General features: G+C 56.7%; 17 protein-coding genes and 3 pseudogenes. 5 read left to right on the top strand and 15 right to left on the bottom strand.

Features of this window, described 5'->3' with window-relative positions; translation table 11 throughout:
* Nucleotides 1-8: 8 nt before the first annotated feature.
* From GLX_RS00590 to GLX_RS00575, 4 genes are all read right to left on the bottom strand, one after another.
* Nucleotides 9-770 (bottom strand): 2-keto-4-pentenoate hydratase, encoded by a 762-nt coding sequence (locus GLX_RS00590; protein ID WP_014104116.1) that lies wholly within the window; start codon nt 768-770, stop codon nt 9-11.
* Nucleotides 771-798: 28 nt separating this feature from the next.
* Entirely contained in the window at nt 799-2130 is a 1332-nt protein-coding gene (locus GLX_RS00585; protein ID WP_041247029.1) for an MFS transporter, read from the bottom strand.
* Between the two features lie 65 nt (nt 2131-2195).
* Nucleotides 2196-3203, bottom strand: coding sequence for a Gfo/Idh/MocA family protein (locus GLX_RS00580; RefSeq protein ID WP_014104114.1), 1008 nt, complete (start codon nt 3201-3203; stop codon nt 2196-2198).
* A 284-nt stretch (nt 3204-3487) separates the two neighbouring features.
* A complete protein-coding gene (locus tag GLX_RS00575) occupies nt 3488-4402 on the bottom strand; it encodes an AMP-binding protein (RefSeq protein WP_231850361.1) in 915 nt (304 codons plus the stop codon).
* Nucleotides 4403-4785: 383 nt separating this feature from the next.
* Here GLX_RS00575 and GLX_RS00565 point away from each other — a divergent pair, with 383 nt between their 5' ends.
* Nucleotides 4786-6234 carry a helix-turn-helix domain-containing protein gene (locus GLX_RS00565; protein ID WP_014104112.1) on the top strand — a complete coding sequence of 483 codons (1449 nt, stop codon included), beginning with the start codon at nt 4786-4788 and terminating at the stop codon, nt 6232-6234.
* A gap of 78 nt (nt 6235-6312) precedes the next feature.
* Here GLX_RS00565 and GLX_RS19135 read toward each other — a convergent pair whose 3' ends face one another.
* A complete protein-coding gene (locus tag GLX_RS19135) occupies nt 6313-6831 on the bottom strand; it encodes a transposase (protein WP_407927258.1) in 519 nt (172 codons plus the stop codon).
* Nucleotides 6805-6981: pseudogene (locus GLX_RS19130) on the bottom strand (IS110 family transposase); the annotation flags it as partial. The pseudogene GLX_RS19130 and the gene GLX_RS19135, both read right to left, overlap by 27 nt.
* 284 nt (nt 6982-7265) lie before the next feature.
* On the opposite strand from GLX_RS19130, the gene GLX_RS00555 reads away from it, so the two are divergent.
* Both GLX_RS00555 and GLX_RS17905 read left to right on the top strand, forming a co-directional pair.
* Nucleotides 7266-8489, top strand: a complete 1224-nt coding sequence (locus GLX_RS00555) for an IS256 family transposase (protein ID WP_014104109.1) — start codon at nt 7266-7268, stop codon at nt 8487-8489.
* Between the two features lie 19 nt (nt 8490-8508).
* Nucleotides 8509-9173, top strand: a pseudogene (locus GLX_RS17905) (IS630 family transposase); the annotation flags it as partial.
* 40 nt (nt 9174-9213) lie between these two features.
* Here GLX_RS17905 and GLX_RS18790 read toward each other — a convergent pair.
* The 7 genes from GLX_RS18790 to GLX_RS00510 all read right to left on the bottom strand — a co-directional run bounded on the left by GLX_RS18790 (nt 9214) and on the right by GLX_RS00510 (nt 17403).
* Nucleotides 9214-9483, bottom strand: a complete 270-nt coding sequence (locus GLX_RS18790; RefSeq protein ID WP_014104106.1) for a transposase — start codon at nt 9481-9483, stop codon at nt 9214-9216.
* 110 nt (nt 9484-9593) lie between these two features.
* Nucleotides 9594-10850 carry an MFS transporter gene (locus GLX_RS00535; RefSeq protein ID WP_158309206.1) on the bottom strand — a complete coding sequence of 419 codons (1257 nt, stop codon included), beginning with the start codon at nt 10848-10850 and terminating at the stop codon, nt 9594-9596.
* 61 nt (nt 10851-10911) lie between these two features.
* Complete coding sequence (locus GLX_RS00530; RefSeq protein ID WP_231850360.1) at nt 10912-12168, bottom strand: NAD(P)/FAD-dependent oxidoreductase; 1257 nt, start codon at nt 12166-12168, stop codon at nt 10912-10914.
* A gap of 86 nt (nt 12169-12254) precedes the next feature.
* Nucleotides 12255-13703 carry an amidase gene (locus GLX_RS00525; protein WP_231850359.1) on the bottom strand — a complete coding sequence of 483 codons (1449 nt, stop codon included), beginning with the start codon at nt 13701-13703 and terminating at the stop codon, nt 12255-12257.
* Nucleotides 13704-14037: 334 nt separating this feature from the next.
* Nucleotides 14038-14943, bottom strand: a complete 906-nt coding sequence (locus GLX_RS00520) for an N-carbamoyl-D-amino-acid hydrolase (protein ID WP_014104102.1) — start codon at nt 14941-14943, stop codon at nt 14038-14040.
* A 19-nt stretch (nt 14944-14962) separates the two neighbouring features.
* Complete coding sequence (locus GLX_RS00515; RefSeq protein WP_014104101.1) at nt 14963-16195, bottom strand: Zn-dependent hydrolase; 1233 nt, start codon at nt 16193-16195, stop codon at nt 14963-14965.
* Nucleotides 16192-17403: a diaminopropionate ammonia-lyase gene (locus GLX_RS00510; RefSeq protein WP_014104100.1), complete on the bottom strand. Its 1212-nt coding sequence runs from the start codon at nt 17401-17403 to the stop codon at nt 16192-16194. The genes GLX_RS00515 and GLX_RS00510 overlap by 4 nt, the downstream gene beginning before the upstream one ends.
* A gap of 135 nt (nt 17404-17538) precedes the next feature.
* Here GLX_RS00510 and GLX_RS00505 point away from each other — a divergent pair, with 135 nt between their 5' ends.
* Complete coding sequence (locus tag GLX_RS00505; RefSeq protein WP_014104099.1) at nt 17539-18426, top strand: MurR/RpiR family transcriptional regulator; 888 nt, start codon at nt 17539-17541, stop codon at nt 18424-18426.
* A 34-nt stretch (nt 18427-18460) separates the two neighbouring features.
* Here GLX_RS00505 and GLX_RS00500 read toward each other — a convergent pair whose 3' ends face one another.
* Nucleotides 18461-19420, bottom strand: a complete 960-nt coding sequence (locus GLX_RS00500) for an IS110 family RNA-guided transposase (protein WP_014104098.1) — start codon at nt 19418-19420, stop codon at nt 18461-18463.
* A gap of 252 nt (nt 19421-19672) precedes the next feature.
* On the opposite strand from GLX_RS00500, the pseudogene GLX_RS16685 reads away from it, so the two are divergent.
* Nucleotides 19673-20402 (top strand): annotated as a pseudogene (locus GLX_RS16685) (integrase core domain-containing protein).
* Here GLX_RS16685 and GLX_RS00490 read toward each other — a convergent pair.
* Nucleotides 20399-21736 (bottom strand): MFS transporter, encoded by a 1338-nt coding sequence (locus GLX_RS00490; protein ID WP_014104096.1) that lies wholly within the window; start codon nt 21734-21736, stop codon nt 20399-20401. The pseudogene GLX_RS16685 and the gene GLX_RS00490 sit on opposite strands and share 4 nt — an antisense overlap.
* Between the last annotated feature and the right edge of the window lie 260 nt (nt 21737-21996).

The raw sequence follows: 21996 nt of genomic DNA, 5'->3' as shown, positions 1-21996 counted from the left end.
CTCCCGTTTCAGGCAAGAATGGTATGGACGGACCCAATGCCAGAGAAGCTTGCGCTGACCCTCGCACCATGATCCACAAAAATAGTCCCGGTGGTGGAACCAGTTGTAACAATACTCCCCGCATCAATACCCAGATTGCGGCGCGAAGCATGATTGGCAAGCCATACCAGAAGACGAAGTGGATCCCCGGCGGAGTTTCCTCCCACATGCTCGACAACAGTCTCGTCATTGATGCTAAGGCGCACATGCTCCTCGACAGGGTTATATTTTTGCCACTCGGCACTCCCCGGTCCGACGATCAGTGCGCCATGACTCTGCTGGTCGGCAGTGTGCAGAAATTTATGCTGTGATCCCGGTGTTTCGAAACGTGTATCCAGAATCTCGATAACAGGATGGATAGTACCGATCCTGTCCATGACCTCATCGCGTGTCCAATCCCGCTCACGCGGGGGCAGAGCCTGGGCAAAGCGATAGGCTATTTCCGCCTCAACGCCCAGATGACGACACAATCCATGCGGAACTGTCGCACCATCGCTGAAGAGAGTTGATGCATGGATGGGCGCACAGAACGGTTCAGATGATGGGGTCTGCGCCCCAACCTTCCACCCCACAATCGGCCCAAGATGCTGCGCAACCTCGTCCTGGATACGATAGGCTTCTTCAATCGACAAAGGCACAAGACGATCATCCACATGTGCCGGCGGTAGTGTTTTGCCCTTTCGCACCGCTAACAGCAGATGTACCACGTCGGTCGAGACAACATCAGTCATTATTATATTTCCGTCTAATCATGAAAATTTACAGAATATCGTTCTGCTCAAGCAGGTCGCGGTTGCGACATTCCGGAATGAAGAACGTGGTTGCAATTGTAGTCATCGAAAGTAGGATGACATATCCAGCGATTGGTAGCCACGCCATCTGTCCGGGATGAACCGCATCGGGATGGAATGCCGCGACCCAGCGAATGATAAATGACCCCACCAAAGGCGTCACGCCACCGGCTATTACGGCTGATACTTCGCGTGACATGGATACCGCCATGTAGCGATGACGTGCGCCGAACATTTCCGGCAGCATCGCCGCCTGTGTTCCGAACATGCCCCATGTCGTTATCCCCAGTCCCATCGAGAGCGCAAGCACGGCCAACAGAGGGCGACCCGTGCTGAAAGCATACCATACGGGAAACGCCGTGATGCCCTGCAGGATCGCAAAACTGCGATAGACTTTTATGCGTCCGAACCGATCACTCAGCAACCCAGCGATAGGTACGGTAAATCCGCCCACCACGGCAGCCGTTATCAGAGCCGACGTGCCCCACAGGCCCGGTAGGCCCATCGTATTGACGATATAGCTGATCGCCAGCACCTGATAGATGGATGAGCCGCCATTTTCCGCCATCCTGACGCCAATCCCCGCCACGATGGTCCGCCATGAGGTACGGATGACCACAGCCAGAGCTTCATGCTCTTCTTGCGTCTTACGCTGGATTTTCTCGAACGTCGGCGATTCTTTCAGCTTGAGACGCATATAGAGAGCAACCACTAGAATCACAGCGCTGACCAAGAACGGAACACGCCAGACCCATGAATGCGTAATGTCCGTCACACCAAACAATAGGCCGCAATAGACAATGGCGGCAATGATAGTGCCGATCTGGATGCCAAGAAATGGCAGCGAGGCATAGAATCCACGATGTCCTGCCGGGGCATATTCCGTCATCATCACGGCCGCACCTGCCTGCTCTGCCCCGGCGCCAAGCCCCTGCAGTACCCGCGCTATGACCAGCAGGACGGGAGCCCATACCCCTATTGTCTGGTACGTGGGAATCAGGCCGATGCCTGTGCTTGCAAGACCCATCAGCGTCACCGTGATGAGCAGGACTTTCTTGCGCCCGATATTATCTCCCAATGTACCAAAAATAATGCCACCGACAGGCCTTACGGCAAACCCGACGAAATAGGTTGCAAAGCTGGCGATGAGGCTTGTCACAGGAGAAGCCGACGGAAAGAAAAGTGGTCCGAACACCAGTGCGGATGCAAGGCTGTAGAGCGCGAAATCGTAATATTCGAGCGCACTGCCGAGCGAGCACGTCCATGCCGCACGTCGAAGTTCACTTACGCTTAGGGCCATGCGTGTTGCGCCGGTGCCCCGTATTATCCGACCGTCCGTACCGACGGCCCCGAATGCTGCCTGTGTCATGGAATGTCCACTTCGATCTGACGGCCCGTCAGGGCCGATTCACGAATGGCCAGCGCTATGGTAAGCGCGGCTAGTCCATCTTCGCCAGTGGCGGCGGGCTGTCCCCTGCCCCGCACCGCAGCGCTGAAGGTGGCAAGTGCATAGTGATAGAGATTGTGGTGATGGATGGGTATTTCACGCTCCCCATCGGCATTACGGATAAACAACCGACCCGCTGGCCGTTGGCTCATGCAATCGCGGCCGACAAGGACGCCATCGCTGCCATAAAATTCCATGCCGCCTTCTGAAAATGGCACGGTATAGGAGCCATGGATCTGCACCAGCACGTCACCGGGAAAACGCATAATGACCATGATGCCATCTTCCATCCCGTCATGAGCCAAACGACCGCTTTGCGTCATGGCCATGACGTGGGTCGGGTTGCTGCCGATCAAGAAGCGGAGCGTGTCAATATCATGGATCGTGCTGTCAAGGATCAGCCCGCCACCACCTGCATCATTGATCCGCCAGCCATGCAGGGCATGGGCCAGAAAATTCGCGTGGAACACACGTACAGCGTTAAGCCGCCCGATGACACCTTCAGCCAGAAGCCGACGCAGTTCCTGATGCATGGCGTTGCAACGCAGGTGATGATTGATTCCCAGCACCACCCCTGCCTTACGACACGCGGCAATCATGTCATGCGCGTCGGTTACACGAAGGGCGAGCGGCTTCTCGCAGAGCACGTGTTTACCCGCCGCCGCAGCTGCTATGGTCTGCACATGGTGAAACTGATTGGTAGTGCTGATATAGACGGCATTCACCCTGTCATCCGCAAGGATTGCGCCAATATCTGTCACATGGGCAGGAATGGCGTTTTCATTTGCGAACTTCGCCCCACGTTCGTCACTGGAACTCAGGACGGTTACAATGCTGCTGTCATTCTGTACACGAATGGCATCCACAATCCATTGTCTGGCGACGTTACTTGCACCAACCAGGGCCCAGCCGATATGTTCGTTCATTGAATAGCCACGGGCATCACGTGCCCTCCCCGTCTCTGGCACGGATTCGTGCAGGTCTATATTGTTTTTATATTTAGTTTGGGAATGTTACATATGTAACGATGGTTTTTATTAGCCTGTTGTTGAAAACTCTGATTCTGGCAACCATGAACTTTAACGTCGCCCTGACAGGCTGGTTTTCCAACGATAAAAACAATATCGTGAAAAAAAGGACCAAGTTTCTGGCCCTACGCCCAATCTTTCATCGCCTTGCCTGTCTTCTTGTGCAAATGGGATTACTTGTCTCAACTCGGCAGGGTCATCAGTGCCTCCTTTGTGGTTACGATGGTGCCACCATGCGCCAGAAGTCCCATCAGAAGGGGCGTCTGTCCCGCATTCCACGCCATGCTGAGCAGGCCAGAGGGAACATCGGCGTCAGTGTATGGATATGCCATTTCCATGGCATCGGACGCCATGCGCCTGTAATCCCCCACCGTGTGGGTTACAGCGCAGACACCATTGCGACCTCCAGAGGAATAGAGTACGAATAATGGATCGTCCCGGCACATGGCTTCTGGTGGGAAGTCAGGTTCATACCAGTCCACCATGGCGTTATAATAATGGTCACGACCGGGTGTCATCGTAATTTCCGCACCGTTGATGGCAGTAACCAGAACCAGATGCGCCCGCACCCGCGTCCCCGCAAATTCCAGCGCACTATCCAACGTAGCCTTCAGCGGAACGGGACCAGACGCATCACCAATACCATCCCCCGTCAGGACGGCAACCGCGCCACACTCCATCAAACGTTCCGCCATTGAGTGTGCATCAAGTTCCATGTCCAGCACGACATGTACCGCACCAATACGAGCACAGGCGAGCAGCGCCACGATGCTTTCCACCATAAGGGGCAGGTGAATTGCGACCCTGTCACCACGCTGCACGCCCTGATCCTTCAGCGCATTCGCAAGGCGACAGACACGTTCGTGCAGTTCGCGATAACACACCGCCCCTTCGCCTACATTGGTGCGGATAATCACGGCTGCCCGGTCTGGACAATCACCCAGGTGGCGGTCAACACACAAGGCGGACACATTCAATGCCCTACGACCATGATCCGGCAGCGGGCGAAAACGATGCTTTCCAGCCGTACGGGGCTGTTGCGGGAGGGCCGCCCCCGTGCGGGGAACTGACCGAAAGGCGGAATTTTCATAATTCATGCTGATCATGGTCCTGTTCCTTAATCTATCGGGTTGCGCCCACATCCACCGCCCAGGAAACAGCGACGAATAAACCGGCAGGAAAGATTGCTTACGAATTGCATCACAACAGGCAAAGGCAGGGATGCGGTATGGCATGCAACCTGCCGGACATTGACCAAACGATGTCTTATGTCCAGCAGGCCGTGCCAGAAAACACAATCTGCACTTTATATTTTGCAGAACATGTTTATTTTATAATTGTTTTTTTCCGTCATGGCGCTTCATGTTTTCTGCTCTTGTTTTTTTGTTACCCAGACTTTGGCAAATCCTGATTGTAGACGGAAGATGTTTTGCCGTTTAAAGGGGCGAATGCCGCGCCGCGAATTGCAAAGATTGCGAAGATGAAAAAAGCCGCTACCAAAACCTTTACTGGATCACGTATCCGTCATCAGCGACACCGTGTCGGAATGACACAGAGCGCACTGGCACAGCGACTAGGTATTTCCGCCAGTTACCTGAACCAGATTGAACATGATGCAAGGCCGCTTCCCATTACATTGCTTGGCGCGCTATGCACTCTTTTCTCCGTCGGTGCGGATTATTTTAGCGATACCGAAGAAACACGCGGCATACAGGCCGTACGGGAAATTCTGGCTGATCCTGTATTCGACATGGATGCCATACGGCTTGACAGTATTCACGCCGCCATGCGTGTAGCCCCAGATCTATGTGCGCAGTTCGTGCGGCTTTATCGTGCCTATCTTTTGCGGCAAGAACATGCCGAAGCGGCGCTAATCGGGGGAGGATCTGCGTCATCACGCGCGATGCAGCATGACGGCCCTGATCGGGTTGAACCTTATGAAGCCGTGAATGACTGGGTTCAGGCGCAACGTAACTATTTTGACGAGATTGATCGCTGTGCGGAACAGCAATTTGAGATGATGCGCCTTGATGAAGGCAGTCCTGGTGAGCAGCTTGCCCGCTACCTACTTGACCACCATGGCATCCGCACTGAAATCGACCTCAACCTGAGCCAGAAAGGCCTGATGTGGCACATCGACCGTCGCCAACGCATCCTGTTCCTGTCACGCCTTGCCCCTTCGGAAAGCAGCACGTTCTGGATGGCACAGGCATTGGGTCAGATCGAACATCAAAGTCTGTTCGCACGCGTAGTCCGCCGTTCACGCCTGAAGGAAAGTGAGGCGCGGGGATTGGCACGCGTTTATCTTACCAACTATTTCGCGGGTGCATTGCTTCTGCCTTATGAGCAATTTCGTGTTACGGCACATGAAGTGCGCCATGATCTGGAACTACTGCAACGCCATTTTGGTGTCAGTTTCGAGCAGGCCTGCCACCGACTGAGCACCATGCAACGCCCTGGGCATGAAGGAATCCCCTTTTATTTCCTGAAGACGGATATTGCGGGAAACATTCTTAAAAGTTTCAGTGCGAACCGCTTTACACAGTCCCGCTTTGGCGGTCCGTGTCCGTTATGGAACATTTTCCGCGCCTTCAGCACCCCCCAGCAGGTGCAGGTCCAGCTATCCCAGACTACCGACGGCGCGGTCTATCTCAATATCGCGCGGACAGTCGGACGCAACAGCATCTCTTATCTTGACCGACCACGTCTGACGGCTGTGGTCCTTGGCTGCTCCATCACCGACGCGCCCCAGATCGTCTATTCTGCGGGACTGGACCTGAAAGATCCGCGTATGATCATTCCCATCGGTCCTGGCTGTCGCGCATGCACCCGCGAACACTGCCATCATCGTGCCCTGCCGATGGTAGGTCATCGTGTTGATGTCGATAACGAAGGACGTGGCATCGCACCCTATCGCACTGCACTATAAGCAACGTCTCCTCGCCTGAATGGTATAACTGTTGATCTTCTCTGAGAGTATCCGTTGTGGTCAAGCGGCTTTTGGCGTCTAAAGCCGATCTTTGTGAAACAGGGCGTTTGCGAGCACGATGAGCTTTCGCATGATTGCGGTAATGGCGATCCTGGCGTGTTTCCCCTTGGCGATGAGCCGGTCGTAAACACGCTTGAGCTCTGGGTTGAACCGCATGGCGACGATAGCCGGCATGTAGAGCGCTTGCCGCACGGTGGCACGACCACCCTGGATGAAGCTGCGGCCTCGCCATGCGCCGGACTGGCGCGCAATGGGTGCCATCCCGGCCAATGAGGCTGCCTGACCTTCTCTCATCATGCCGAGTTCGGGCATGTCGGCCAGAAGCGCATGAGTTGTAACCGTTCCCAGTCCCGGAATACTGACCAGCACGTCCCGGCGCCGTGACAGATGCGCATCTTCCGCCACGAGCGCGTCAGTCGCCGCATTGAGGGATGTAACCTGCGCCTCGATCTGCCGCAGGCGATGACGCGCGTGGCGCTGCAGCAAGCCGATCGTCAGGGTCTTGAGGCGATTGAGCGTTGCCGTGCGGTCGCGCATCAAACTGCGGCGCGCGGCCACCAGTTCGGCCAGGCGGTTCTGTAGATCCGTGCGGACCGGACGGGCAACCGGCTCCAGCAAGGCACCATAGCGCGCGAGCATCAACGCATCGACGCGATCTGTCTTCGCGAGTTTGCCGGTGGCTCCGGCGAAACGCCGCGCCTGTCATGGATTAACCTTGACCTGCGGGATACCAACGGCCGTCAGACGTTCCTCCGGTGTGCGGTGATAGGGGCCGGTTGGCTCGAACACCACCCGGGCAACGGCTTTGATGTCGCCGATCCAGCGCAGAAGCGCGGTCTGGCCCTTGCGGGTGTTGGCGACACGAACGGCATCACCGCCGGGGTGACGGGCAGCGTCGAGATGATCCTTGGATGGGACTATCCTGAATTTTGTGCGGTGCGGTGATAATCTGCTCGAAGAGGAGCCCCCGCATGAGCATTGATAAAGATCTTCTGGACCGTCTGATGGAAGGTCGTTCACCGGGCGACCTGTTTGGCAAAAGCGGCATACTCTCGGAATTGACGAAGGCTCTGGCGGAGCGGGCGCTCAACACGGAGATGACACTTCATCTTGATGAGGAGCGCGCCGATGGCGCCTCTGCTGAGGATAATCAGCCGCCCAACCGCAGAAACGGCAATAGCCAGAAGACCGTGACGACACAGAGCGGCAAGGTTGTTCTGGATATTCCCCGGGATCGGAACGGTACGTTTGATCCGATGTTGATTGCAAAGTATCAGCGTCGCTTTCCCGAGTTCGACCGCAAGATCATCAGCATGTATGCCCGAGGTCTGACAACCCGCGAAATCCAGGGGCATATTGAAGAAATCTATGGCGTTGAGGCCTCCCCGAGCCTCATTTCCGCGATTACCGACGCCGTGATGGAGGAGGTCGCCGCCTGGCAGAACCGTCCGCTGGAACCCTGCTACCCGATCGTCTTCATGGACGCGATCCGGGTCAATATCCGCAGTGATGGGACTGTCTCGAACAAGGCTGTCTTCGTGGCGCTCGCGATCCTGCCTGACGGCACACGGGACGTTCTGGGGCTGTGGTTCCAGGCGAATGAAGGGGCCAAATTCTGGGCCAAGGTCCTCAGCGACCTGCGCAATCGGGGTGTGCAGGACATCCTGATCGCCGTAGTCGACGGGCTGAAGGGCTTTCCGCAGGCCATTGAGGCGGTCTTCCCCAGAACCCGCATTCAGACGTGTATCGTTCATCTGCTGCGTCATTCCATGAGCTTTGCCAGCTACAAGGACCGCAAGGCCATCGCCACAGCTCTCAAGGCAATCTATACAGCAGTGGACGCCACAGAGGCCGAGGCAGCCCTCGGCGGGTTCGAAGAAAGCGATCTGGGCAGACAATACCCGGCCATCGCGCCCAGTTGGCGCAGGGCATGGAATGAGGTCATTCCGTTCCTCGATTATCCTCCAGAAGTGCGCAGGTTGATTTACACAACAAATGCCATTGAGGCCCTGAACTCAAAGATCCGTCGTGCCGTGCGCACCCGCGGCCATTTCCCCAGTGAAGAGGCCGCAGCAAAATTGATTTACCTGGCGCTCAATGCTACCTCAGCACAGTGGAAGCGCTCAGTGCGCGAATGGTACGCTGTCAGATGCCAGCTCGCTATCATGTTCGATGATCGTTTCCCAATGGCCTGAAAAAATGGCACCGCACAAAATTCTACACAGTCTCGGTTTTTCCCATGTCAGCGCCCGGCCGCGTCATCCGGGGCAGGATCCTGCCGTCATGGAGGCATTCAAAAAAACTTCCCTCGCATCCCGAGCGCCCACACCGGCCATCTGCAAAAGGGAAAGCCGATAGAGATCTGGTTTCAGGACGAGGCCCGGATCGGCCAGAAGAACGGCATCGTCCGGCAATGGGCCTGGCGCGACAAGCGGCCACGCCAGCCGGCCAACCAGCGCTACGACAATGCCTGGCAGTTCGGGGCGATCTGCCCGGCGTGCGGCAAGGCCGCTGGCCTGGCGCTCCCATTCACCGGCACGGCTAGCCTGCAACTGCATATCGAGGAAATCTCGCGTTGCGTGGCATGAGACGTCCACGCGGTTGTCCTGCTCTATCGCGCCGGATGGCATACTACGCCCAGGCTCAAAATGCCCCGCAATGTCAGCCTGATCTTCCTGCCGTCCCGTGCTCCCGAACTGAACCCGGTCGAGAATATCTGGCAGTTCCTACGTGCCAACTGGTTGTCCAATACCGTCTTTGACGGCATCAAGCACATCATCGACGCTGCCTGTTCAGCCTGGAACAACCTTGCCGACCTGCCGGAAACCATCCAATCCATCGGTCTCAGAAAGTGGGATCATACAGGTCAGTCTCTATAACCATTGGTATAAGGCCGATGCCCATGGATGAAGGCGAACCTCATGGCTTTTGGCTCGCAAAGAACTGGGTAGCTTTTTTTAGGCTTTCCCTCTCCTCCCGCAGAATCCAGTTCTCCAGACGAAGACGTTCATTCTCGCGGGCCAGGTCACCCTGATGCTCGGATGTCAGCCCGGTCGGACGGTAATCCACTATCCATTTACCCAGAGTGGATTTGCCAATACCAAGGTCGGCCGCAATGCGCGTACATGACAGCCCACTGCTCAACGCAATTCTCACGGCCTCGCGTTTGAAATCTTCCGTATGCTTCATGATCTCGTCGGTCTCCTGATACGAGCTTAAAACGCTCAGATGACCGGTACAAAACCGTTACAAGTCCAGTATGGGAATCTTAAAATGAGCCCGTTAGATCGGATTATGCTCTATGTGATCGGGAACGTATTGCTACCACGCGGTTGCCTATCCTCGCCGCGCGCCGGATACAGTGCGAGACGGCCATACGCCATGTTGATGACCATGGCGCCTACCGCAGCGCCTACAAGACAGAGAAAAACGATACTGTAGCTTTTTGTAAACCCCAGTATGACCCCGATAAGCGGCGCAGACACGAAGCCTGCAGTCTGGCCGCCAAAATTTACGATGCTGATGCCTAATCCGATAAAGACAGGCGGCATCGTGCGTGAAGGCAGGAACATGATGGTTGAAAAAACAAAGGACTTGAAAAAATAGACCAGGACTTCACACACGATGACTTGATTAACCGTAGAGGCACAGTACATGCCACCCAGCGCCAGACACAGCAGCATGATGTTTACGTTCATGAACATGCGCTCACGGTCACGAAAATACCGCATCAGCACCCATCCCCCCAGCGCCGTTGCAATCCCAGCGGACAGATAGGGCGCTGAAAGCAGGAAGCCGGCAGATTTGAGGGAAATGCCACATTCACGTAGCAGGTAGGACGGCATCCAAGTATCCAACCCCTTGTTGACCAGGCTGATACAGAAGAAAATACCGAAAAGCCGCCATGTTTCACGCAATCTGAACAGTGTTGCAATCGTATGCCAGTTTACGGGCACCCCCACTGCAGTATCTGATGATTTTACCCGTGCTGGCACCGACAGGGCATACACGGCCGCCAGCAGCATCCCGACGCCACTCATGACCACGAACAGGGCACGCCAGCCCATGTAATAGATAAGAGGAATGATGATGAACGGCGCGATCATACTTCCAACAAAGTTTGACGACATCAGGAATGCCGTCGTGCTGCCTCTCTCTTTTGACACGAAATACTGGTAAATGCTCTTTACACTCGCACCGGGAAAGATCCCTTCTCCCAGCCCGAACAGGATACGCACCCCGATAAGGGACAGAAATGACCATGTCAGCCCGGTCATCATGGTAAAGACCGACCATACGACCAGTGCCACGATGACAATCCATTTGGGGCCATACCGGTCGGACATCCACCCACCAGGAATCTGCATGAAGGAATATCCCAAATAGAATATGCCCAGTACCATGCCCTGCCTGGCTGGTGAAATATGCAGATCTCCGACAATAACGGGTGCAGCCATGTTCATGGCCGAGCGGTCCAGAAAGGAAAGACACCAGGCCGCGTAGAGAAGCGCGAACACCCACCATTTCGATACAGGATTTTTACTATTGAATGGCATCACGGATCCCATTTCATATCAGTAATGGCACGGAGCGGCATTATTCGCGCCCGGCCTGATGTTACAGGTTCAGGCGCTCAGGCAGATAAGGCGTCATATTGATGAAGGGTGTCTTGCCCGCAATGCGTTCAGCCAGCATGCGCCCCGTTACCGGGCCAAGCGTAATACCCTGATGTCCATGACCAAAATGGAACCACATGCCCCTGTGCCGGGGTGCCGGCCCGATAACGGGCAGCATGTCGGGCATGCAGGGCCGGTTACCCAGCCACGGTCCGGCCTTGGGGCGGCTGCCACCAAGGTCAAGCATCTCACCGGCATGGTGGCAGCAGCGCGTCAACTGCCGCAGGGAGGGCGGCGCGCCGAAACGTGAAAAATCCGCCCCTGTGGTAATACGCAGCACGCCATCGCCCATAGGGGCCAGCATTGTGCCAGTATGGGTATCGAGCAACGGCGCATCGGGACAGTTCTTCACCGCGCCATATTCACGGTGGTAGCCCCGTTTGACAAAAAGCGGCACATTGTAACCGAACTGTTGCAGGACCTCCCGCGCCCAGGGGCCCAGCGCAATCACCACATGCTCGGCCTGCACCACGCCATCTGCCGTGCCGATCTGCCAGCCCGCCCCGTCCCGGCGCAGGGTCTGGGCATGACCAATGGTAAAATGGCCGCCATCACGCCCAAACAGCTCAGCATACCGCCCCACCAGTCGGCCGGGGCCGTGAATGCTCCATGGATCGCGCCAATGCAGTGCCCCCGCCATGCTGCATTTAAGCATGGGTTGCGCCGATGCCAGTTCCGTCCCGTTCAGCACATCAAGCTTCAGGCCATACTGTTGCGCCTTCTGCCGCGCAATGGCGGCTTCGGCCGTGAGCTCGCGCGCCGAACGGTACATGATATACATGCCCGTATCCTTGATGATCTGGTCGGATGCACCCGCGCGCTCGATCATGGGAAGGTGTTCGTCCAGCGCATGCCGGATCAGGGCGGAATAGGCACCGGCAATATCGCCATAGGCCGATGGGCGTGAATTCCACCAGTACCGCAACAGGCGCGAGGCAAGACCCGGCAGCGCGGATGGCGTGTAATGAACCGTATTGTCCAGCCCCAGCCCCACCTTGAGCAGTTTGCCTACCGAACGGGGGAACGGATAGGGCTCGACTGCCTCTCGCTGGATCACACCCGCATTCCCGTACGATGTTTCCAGCCCGGGCTGCCTGGCATCGACCAGAACAACCTCCAGCCCCTGCTGCCGCAGGTGGTAGGCCGTGCTGGTGCCGACCATGCCCGCACCCAAAACGATTACCGATGCTTTCATCATTCCCATTCCGTTCGTACCACCACCACGGCAAGCGGTCGTGGCATCATTATTGGCTCTGCCAGACTACAGGCCGCCTTGCGCAGCCGTTATCCGAAGAAGCCGGGATACTGCGCAATGGGAGGCGCCCTGCGCAACGCGTCAAGATCCGGCAGGGGGCGGCACAGGACCGGATCGGACGCCAGCGCCTGCTCCACGGCAAGGGCAACCTGCAGCAGCAGCACATCCCCACCCCGGGGGCCGACAATCTGCAGCCCGAATGGCATGCCTGCCTCATCAAGCCCTACGGGAATGCTTATGGCAGGATGTCCGGCCAGGGTCACCGCATAGGCCAGTGCCAGCCAGTGGTAATAACTGCGCGTTTTCTTGCCATCTATCTCGGCAGGGTACAGTTCCGTCCAAGGTCGGGGGGAAAGAGTGATGGCGGGACTGATCAGGATATCATGATCCTGGAAAAACGCCTGATAGGACCGATAGATACGGGTCTGCTGGACAGCCGCGCGAGCTTGGTCGTGCAGGGTATATTTAAGCCCCTCTTCAATATTGGCACGAATATTGGGACCAATCTGATCAAAGTGGCTGACATAGCGCTCATGATGCGCGGAGAGAAACATGGAAGCACGCTGGATGCTGAAGGCCTCGTCAGCCTGCGTGCAGTCAGGATGCGCCTGCGTCATGCTGCCAAACAGGGCGCCAATGGCTGGCAGCCGGGCCCGAAAGGCCCGCCTGACAAGATTTTCGGTGGGTGCAAAGCCGAAATCCTCGGTCACGGCAAGGCGCAGCCTGCCTGTAATGGCGGGTTCAGTGGGGGTATAGTGCTGCGGCACAGCGCGCACGGCCCCGGTCGGCAGGGTGTAGGCCAGCGGGTCTTCGCAGGAGTCACTGGTAATGACGGACAGCATGAGCGCCGTATCCGCCACATTACGTGCCATCGGCCCATCAACCGAAAGCGGGAACCAGCCCTGTGGCCGCCGTTCGTTCGCCACCAGCCCGGGGGATGGGCGCATGCCGACAATGCCATTGAAGGCTGCAGGGTTGCGCAGGCTGCCACCCGTGTCGGATCCCGTGCACAGGGGCAGCATGCCGCAGGCTAGCGCCGCACCCGACCCGCCAGATGACCCGGCAGCGGAAAGCAGTGGATTGAACGGGTTGCCCGTTGCGCCGTACACCGGGTTGCGGCTGTTGGCGCCTGCCGCCCATTCCGGCGTATTGGTCTTGCCAACAATGACCGCCCCGGCAGCACGTAACCGGTGGACAATGCCCTGATCATGCTCCGGCACATAACTGGCATAGATAGGGCTGCCAAAGGTCGTGCGCAGATGGGCGGTGACGTGTGTATCCTTGATGCCGACAGGCAGCCCGCATAACGGACCGACCTCTTCCCCTGCCCGCAGGGTCTTGTCGGCACGGTCCGCCTGGGTACGTGCCGCCTGTACATCCATGGCAACAATGGCATTGATGGCGGGATTGATTTCCTCAATCCGCTCAAGGCAGGAGTCCAGAACCTCACGCGCGGACACATCACCCGCCCGCATCATCTGACAGAGCCCTATTGCCGATACATCACACAGACTGGTCATAACTTTTTCTTTCCGCGCACCATAAACTGCGGGCACGATATTTACTTCAATAAATAAATATCAGTCCCGTACATATTATTATAATACGGAACAAATGATAGAAAAAAACAGACGCATGTTCCATATTGCGGGGCTTTATACCGACCACCGCACCGGAACGTGCAAACCATAACAGCATGTTATTTTGATATGCAAACAAATATGTTTTGCCTGCAGAACCCGGACCGGCGATGCAGACTGATATGAAAGTTAATTTCTTTTTATCCTATAAAGAAGAATATTCTCTCATAAATCAGATCATGGTGTACATATCAGGCCTCCTGTTTTTTGAAAAATTGAATATATTTTCACGTAGTTCCTGGCAGCGATCGAGATCACAACATGCCGTCACGACCTCATCGCCGGTTGTGCTGGCCAGCGCCACGATTTCGCCCGTGGGGGCAATGATGCAACTCTGTCCCAACATCGCGACACCTTCCTCTATTCCGGTCTTGCCCACGCCCACAACCCATAAGCCATTCTGGTAGGCACCTGCCTGCATGCACAGGTGGTTATGGAATGACTGAAGATGATCATGCTCGGGTGCCAGTGGATAATGCAGAGGCGTATTGTAGCCGATCAGCAGCATTTCGGCGCCGCGCAGGCTGACCTCACGGTATGTTTCGGGCCAGCGGCGGTCGTTGCAGATTGCCAGGGACATCCTGCCCCCCAGTACGTCGGTACAACTGTAAGAATCTTTCCCCAGTTCGAAATAACGCTTTTCCAGATGCTGGAACTGCCGCCAGGGTTCGTGCTCGGGGTGCCCGGGCAGGTGGATCTTGTAGTATTTCAGGCAGATGTTACCTTCTGGATCCACCAGTATGGCTGTGTTGAAACGGTGCGTCACGCCATCGATCACCGTTTTTTCAGCATAGCCAAAGTTCATGGCGATACCCAGTTCACGCGCACGGGCAAACAGGGGGGCGACTTCGACCGAGGGCATTTCCGTTTCAAAGAACATGTCGATTTCAGCCTGGTCCGCCATGAACCATCGTGGAAAGAACGTGGTGAGCGCAAGTTCGGGATACACGACAAGGTTGGCCCCCTGCCCTGCGGCCTTTTCAAGCAGGGCAAGCATGCGCACGACAACCTGGGGGCGTGTCTCATGGCGTGCGATCGGTCCCATCTGGGCCGCTGCCACAATAATTTCTCTGGACATCACTTGTATCCTTCCGGTTTCAGGCAAGACCTGCCTGATCTGTGACAACACGAAGCAAAAGATTGGCCCCATTCATTATGTCGTCTGGATGGGTATATTCACGGATATTGTGGCTGATCCCCGCAACACTGGGCACGAAGATCATGGCGGCGGGGGCGACAGGGGCGATCATCTGGGCATCGTGGCCCGCACCGGAATACAGCCGCATGCAACTCAGCCCCATCTGGCAGGCCGTGGCTTCAATGGTATCGACAAGGGCGGGCGTGAACGGCACCGGCTCGAAACGGGCAAGGGTGCGGTGCGACACGTTCACGCCATAACGGGCCTTGGCCTCCCCCATCAGTTTTGCCAGCGTGGCTTCGGCCGCGCACAGTGCGGTATTGTCGGGATTGCGCATGTCAACCGTCATGACCGCGCGGCTGGCCACCACATTGACCAGATTGGGGGTAAGGGTCAGCGCGCCAACAGTTGCAAGCTGCGCCGGCCCCATGGCTGCCACCATGTCGGACAGGCCCATGGTGATGTAAGCAGCAGCAAGCCCCGCATCATGCCGCAGCCGTGCTGGCGTGGTACCGGCATGCGCCGAGCGTCCCTCCACCGTAACTTCGGTCCATGAAATACCCTGCACTCCGGTCACGATGCCGATATTCAGACCCTGATCTTCCAGCACCGGTCCCTGCTCGATATGCAGTTCCACATAGGCATGGATATTCCGCGGGCCGGACTGCGTGCCGCAATGGCCGATCCGGCGCAGTTCCTCCCCCAGAACCGAGCCGTCGCATCCCGTTATGCGGTAGGCATCATCCACATCCATCGCACCGGAATAGACCAGGCTGCCCAGCATGTCGGGCGCGTAGCGCGCCCCTTCCTCGTTGGTAAAGGCGGCAACCACCACGGGGTGGCGAGGGCGGATGCCCTCATCCTTCAGGCAGGCCACAACTTCCAGACCGGCAATGACCCCCAGCGCCCCATCATACAGCCCACCGGTCGAGACCGTGTCGATATGCGATCCCATCATGACAACCGCATCTTCAACACCCGCATAGATGCCAAAGATGTTGCCAATAGGGTCAATCCGGATCTCCATGTCCAGTTCACGCATCTGGCGCAGCAGTTCCGCCCGCCCCTGTGCGTCAGCATCCGTCAGCGCAAGGCGCGAGACACCGCCACCCGGCAGGGCACCACAGGCACCAAGGCTGACAATACGTTCCAGCAGGCGGGTCGGGTTGACACCGAGCGTGGACGCCGTCATGTCGGCTGTTCCAGTCTGCGGCCGGTAATGCTTTCCCACATCTGCACGTCCGTCGCCCCTTCCGTGCCGATCAGCAGCACGCAGGACTGGCCGTCCAGCCCCAGCGTCTGACGCACCGGCGCATCGGTTGCGGCCACAAGGAAACCGGCCAGCCCCGCAGCCCCGCTTTCCCCTGCAATAACGGGTGGCTGCCCCCTACCCTGCGCCAGCTGCCGGATGGCAACACGCACGGCCTCATCGGGGATGGCGAGATAATTGGAAACCGCGCCCTCCACATACGGCCATGCCACGAGGGAGGGCTCGCCACAGGCCAGACCGGCCATGATCGTGTCATGCAGGCCGCTTACGACACTCGGGCGCCCGTTGCGCGCACTCAGCAACAGGCAGGCGGCATTTTCCGGCTCGACAATGATAATGCGCGGGCAGCTCTCCCCGTAATGTTCCCACAGTCCGGAAATGATGGCGGCAGCAAACCCGCCTACGCCACCCTGCAGGAAAACATGCGTGGGCTGGCGGTTGCCCAGTTGCGCCAGCGTTTCATGTAGCAGCACGCCGTAGCCACGCATCACGTCCAGCGGTACGGTCATGTACCCTTCATAGGATGTATCGGATACCACCAGCCAGCCATTCGCCTCGCCCGCTGCATTGGCGGCGCGCACGGCATCATCATAATTGCCGGGATCACGCACGATTCGAGCACCCAGGCGGGCGATTTCCTCCGCCCGCTGGCGGGTGACCGTACCATGCACGAAGATTACGCTGTTGCAGCCAAAAAGCGATGCCCCCCATGCAACCGAACGGCCATGATTGCCATCGGTCGCACAGGTTACGGTCACCTTCCGGGTAATATCACGGTAACACCCGGCCAGAAGGTCCGCCACCTGCGGTACATGGCCTGTTTCTTCCTCGATTCGCTGAGCAAGAAGCCGAAAAACCGCATACCCTCCCCCAAGCGCCTTGAAGCTGCCCAGGCCAAAACGGCTGGCTTCATGCTTGTACAGCACACTGCCTACACCCGCATCGGCCGCCATGCCAGACAGGGCCAGCAGCGGGGTTGGCGTATAACCGGGCCACTGCGAAATGATGGCAAGGGCATCGGCCGTAAAATGGCTGTTCAACGCCCTTGCCAGCGTGGCCGGGTAACTACCCGTGCCACGTTGGTCAGCATGATGCGCATCAACAATCATGCCCGTATACGGATCAGTCACGATTTTCAGTTCCCTTAAAGACGGACAACACGGTAAATCTCTGTGAGAAGAGCAGGATCGACCGTGAAACCGGGTATAATTTTCATTATCTCGATATTATGAAAAATAGTTTTCATAAAGGAAAGGCTTAATTTTTTGAATCAGAAAAAAAGCAGTTCGCTCAACCAGCGGATCATGGATGCGCTGGAACACCTTACCCCGGGGGAACGCAGGCTTGCGACCGTGATCCGTGAACTGCATGGTGACATTTCAAGCTATGCCGCCAATGAACTTGCTGAACGTGCGCAGGTCTCGAATGCCACTGCGGCACGGTTTTTCAAGCGGCTGGGATATGACAGCTACACGGTCGCCCGCGCACAGGCCCGTGCACAGGTCAACTGGGCGCCGCCTTCCCTGCGGCAGGAAGAAAGGTTACGCAACGGTAGCCAGTCGGACAATACGCTAGCGGCCTATATCAAGGCCGATATCAGCAACCTGACCTATACACTGGAAAAGATACCAGATCGTGCCATGCACCGGGCAGTCAGCATGATCGTGGCCGCCCCGCGGATCTGGATCACGGGCTTCCGCAATTCCACATCGCTGGCGCTATATGCCCGCGCGCTGCTGGTCCTTCTCAAGACCGATGTAAGACTGATTGCCCAGAACGGCATGTCGGCCGGTGATGACGTGGCCACCATGCAACCGGACGATCTCCTGATTGTCATAGGGTTTCGCCGGCAGCCGCAACTGGTGCGAAACATTCTGATCGAGGCTGGCAATATCGGCATGCAGAGCATTCTGGTCACCGACCTGCACAGCGCCCCGCTGACCACTCTCGTAACCGTATCCCTGCTGACCTTCAGCGACAGTCCCGGAATTTTTGACAGTTACAGCGCGGGCACCACCGTCATTAATGCCCTGTGCTCCATGGTGGAACGCGCGATGGGTACGGAAACAACCGAACGCCTGGCCCGTATCGAGGCGCTGTACCGGCAGGTGGACAATCTGCACGGGGAATCCGAAAACACGAACACTGTCTGATGAGCAGCCAGCCAAACCTGCCTAGCAACTGTGTTTAAGCGGCGGAGCTAATGCGCCATGGCACTCCGGTTTTGAGGACAGCGTTGGCGATTGTGACGAGACGCCGTGCGATAGCGACGATCACCAATTTATGTGGTTTACCCCGCTCTTTCATGCGCTTGGCAACAGCTTTCAGAACTGGATTATGGCAGGCAGCTGCCAGTCCTGCCTGGAACAGGACGTGGCGGAGAGATCTTCGGCCCCCTGAAATGACACGTTTTCCGCGCATCGCACCGCTATCGTGAGCCATTGGTGCAAGTCCGGTCATGGCAGCGGCTTCTGTCGCTGTCATACGGCCGAGTTCTGGCATTTCTGCGAGAAGCATGGCGACTGATACTGGGCCGATACCAGGAATGGAACGGAGAAGTTCTGCTTTGGCAGAGAGTTCTTTGCCCTGTGCAATGACTCCTTCAATCCGCTGTTCGAGCTCGCTGATCTGGCTCTCAAGAAATGCTTTGAGGCTGTTGTCCATATCCTCCAGTTCAGCACTTACGTCCTGCTTGCGACGCGCCGAAATCTGGGCAGAAAGCCGTTTACGCGCGTCTACCATCTGTGCTCTGCGAACCGTCAAGGCCCGGAGAAGCTGAAGTTTTTCATCTGGCAGTGTTCGGCCGGCCTCTGAGCGAAACACCATGAAGCGCGCAATAAGTTCTGCGTCGATCTGGTCGGTCTTCGCTCTTTTTCCCATGGAAAATGCGAAAGCTTTGATCTGTGCAGGTGGCAACTGGACTGCATTGATCCCTTTACGAATGAGAACACGCCAGAGCGCCCATTCCTGTCCTCCTGTGGCTTCAAACCCGACCTTGAGATCGTCGGGCATGCTCTGAAGGATTTCGAATAATCTGGCATGGCCATCGGGTGAATTCTGACAACGGAATCTCTGTTTCCCGGGCAGGCAAAAGCTATCAAGCCAGTCTCGGGACACATCTATGCCAATGAAGATCTGCGCAGACATATCACTCTCTCTTTCTTATGTTCGCGGTCCCGGAACCGGGCCGCCGTCAACTGTTCGAGACGGTGAAGAGAGGCGAGATCAGCCTGCTAGAAAACGTGGTCAGGCTACCAGGTGTTAAACGCTGTATCTCACCTCATGAACGCCCCTGGCCAGGGGCGTTCATGAGGTCATCATAACAGGCTGGAAACACATAAGGTGTTCAGTCCCGGGATTTGATGGTGTGATATTTTCACGTGAGTTGAAGGAAGCATTATGGGACAGATACGTCATGGCAGCGCCACGACCACGCATGCCGTGCGAGCAGCAATACAGTGATCGCAGGCTTCACTCGCGGCGCAGGGCAAGGCGTTCGGGATCAACCCGAAAACAGGTGCAAAATGGCGGAAGCGTCAGACTGTCGAAGACCAGAAGACGGGACCAAAAGAGCCTCGATCAACGGTCCTGTCCGAGACGGACGAAGCGATGATCGTGGCCTTTCGTTACCATAGACCGCACGAGCAAGTTTGCGGTGACGCAGTTTGTGGACAAAGCCAACAGACGAACGGCCTGGGAATTTCTCGAATATCTTCTGCACATCGTCCCTTATCAGGTTCATACCATCCTGACGGACAACGGCATCCTGTTCGCTGAGCAGCCCCGCAACCGGGGCACGGCATGGCCACGTTCCATGCGTTTTGACATGATCTGCGAGGCCAACGGGATCGAGCATCGCCTGACAAAACCCAATCACCCGTGGACCAATGGTCAGGTCGCGCGGATGAACCGCACAATCAAGGAAGCCACTGTCAAACGGTTCCATTATGACAGCCATGAGGAGTTGAGGACGCACCTCGATGACTTTATCGCCGCGTATAATTTCGGGCGAAGGTTCAAGACACTCCAAGGCCTCACGCCCTATGAATACATCTGCAAAATATGGACTTCAGAGCCAGAACGATTCATCATCAACCCAATCCATCAAATCCCGGGACTAAACAGCTAGGCCGCGACGGCTGTGATCGGCTTGTGTTGTCTGGCGGGCCCGCGCGGCACGGACAGGAACAGCAGAAGGCTGCCGGTCGCCACAATCAGGCCCATGCAGACAAGACCCGCGGCCAAGCTGCCGGTCCACGTTGTCAGATGACCGATGATGATGGGACTGCAGAACCCGCCCATAAGCCCGATGGAATTGACCAGCGCGAAGCCGCCAACCGCACCAGGCCCCTTGAGCATCTCGCACGGCACGGTCCAGAAGATGATGTAGGCTGAAAAGATCAGCGAGATCGCGATGGATACGATAACAAGCGACAGGAACAGGCTGCCTCCCACAAACGCTGTGATGAACAGGGCCAGCGCCCCAAAGGCGGCAGGTAGTGTGCTGTGCAGCCTGCGTTCACCCGTGCGGTCGGAGCGACGTGCCCATATGATGATCGCGACCGTGCACACGGCATAAGGAATGGCCGAAAACAGACCGGTCTGCAGTTCCGACTGGACGCCAGCGTTACGTATGATGTTGGGCAGCCAGAAATTAACCGTGTAGATACCGCAGATCAGGCAGAAATAGGCTAAGGAAAGCACATAGATCACGGGCGAGCGCAGCACGGCCCGGAAACTGGCATAATAGACCGCCGTAGGGACCGGGGTGCTGTCCCTTTTCAGCACTATGCGTTCCCGATCATCCAGCCAACGTGCATCCTCTGGCCGGTCGGGCAGGACGAAGAAAACCACAACTCCCATGATGATGCTGGGCAGTCCTTCCAGCATGAACATCCAGCGCCAGCCATCCACCCCGCCGACATGATCCATGGACGAGATCAGCCACCCCGAAAGCGGCCCGGCCATGACACCGGCCAGAGGCGATGCGGTCTGCTGTACCGATAGGACGGTAGCCAGCCGTGAAGGCGGATACCACAGCCCCAGATAGAACATGCATGCGGGCGCAAAACCGGCTTCAAACATACCAAGCATGAAGCGCAGGATGTAAAACATGTTCTTGTCATGCAGCAACCCCATACAGGCCGACGTGCCCCCCCACAGGACCATGATGCGCGCGAACGTACGCCGTGCGCCCACACGCGGCAGCATCAGATTGGACGGAATTTCAAACAGCACGTAACCAATAAAGAAAATACCCGCAGCCATGCCGTAATCGCTGCTGTTCATGCCCAAATGTTCGGAAATATTCTTCTGCGCAAACCCGATGTTCAGGCGATCAACACAATCGAGAAGATAGGCAATCAGCAGGATTGTTACGATACGCATATCCATCTTGCGATAGATGCGCCCGAGCATGTCCTGCTCCGTTGCATTCATGGAAGATCGTGACGGATCAGCCATCAATAAACCCCGCTCTGTTATGACTATCGATAATGAAAACATTCCGCGCACATCTACTTGCAGAATACAGGGAAACAGCCTGACCGCTGTCCCGCCTACAAAATCTGACGTGTCTGCCAACCGACTTTACGTTTCAAAGGCAAGGTCATGTCAACGCAGAAAATCATTTCGGTGACGAATTTAATATCATGCATAAAACGAATGCGATCACCCCCGATACGGGGCGGAGATCTGCATGCACAGAGCGTGACATTTTTATC

Source organism: Komagataeibacter medellinensis NBRC 3288 (genome assembly GCF_000182745.2).
In the GTDB taxonomy this organism is placed as follows: domain Bacteria; phylum Pseudomonadota; class Alphaproteobacteria; order Acetobacterales; family Acetobacteraceae; genus Komagataeibacter; species Komagataeibacter medellinensis.
The sequence above is the reverse complement of the archived record's forward strand: the minus strand, read 5'-3'. Positions and strand labels throughout refer to the sequence as shown.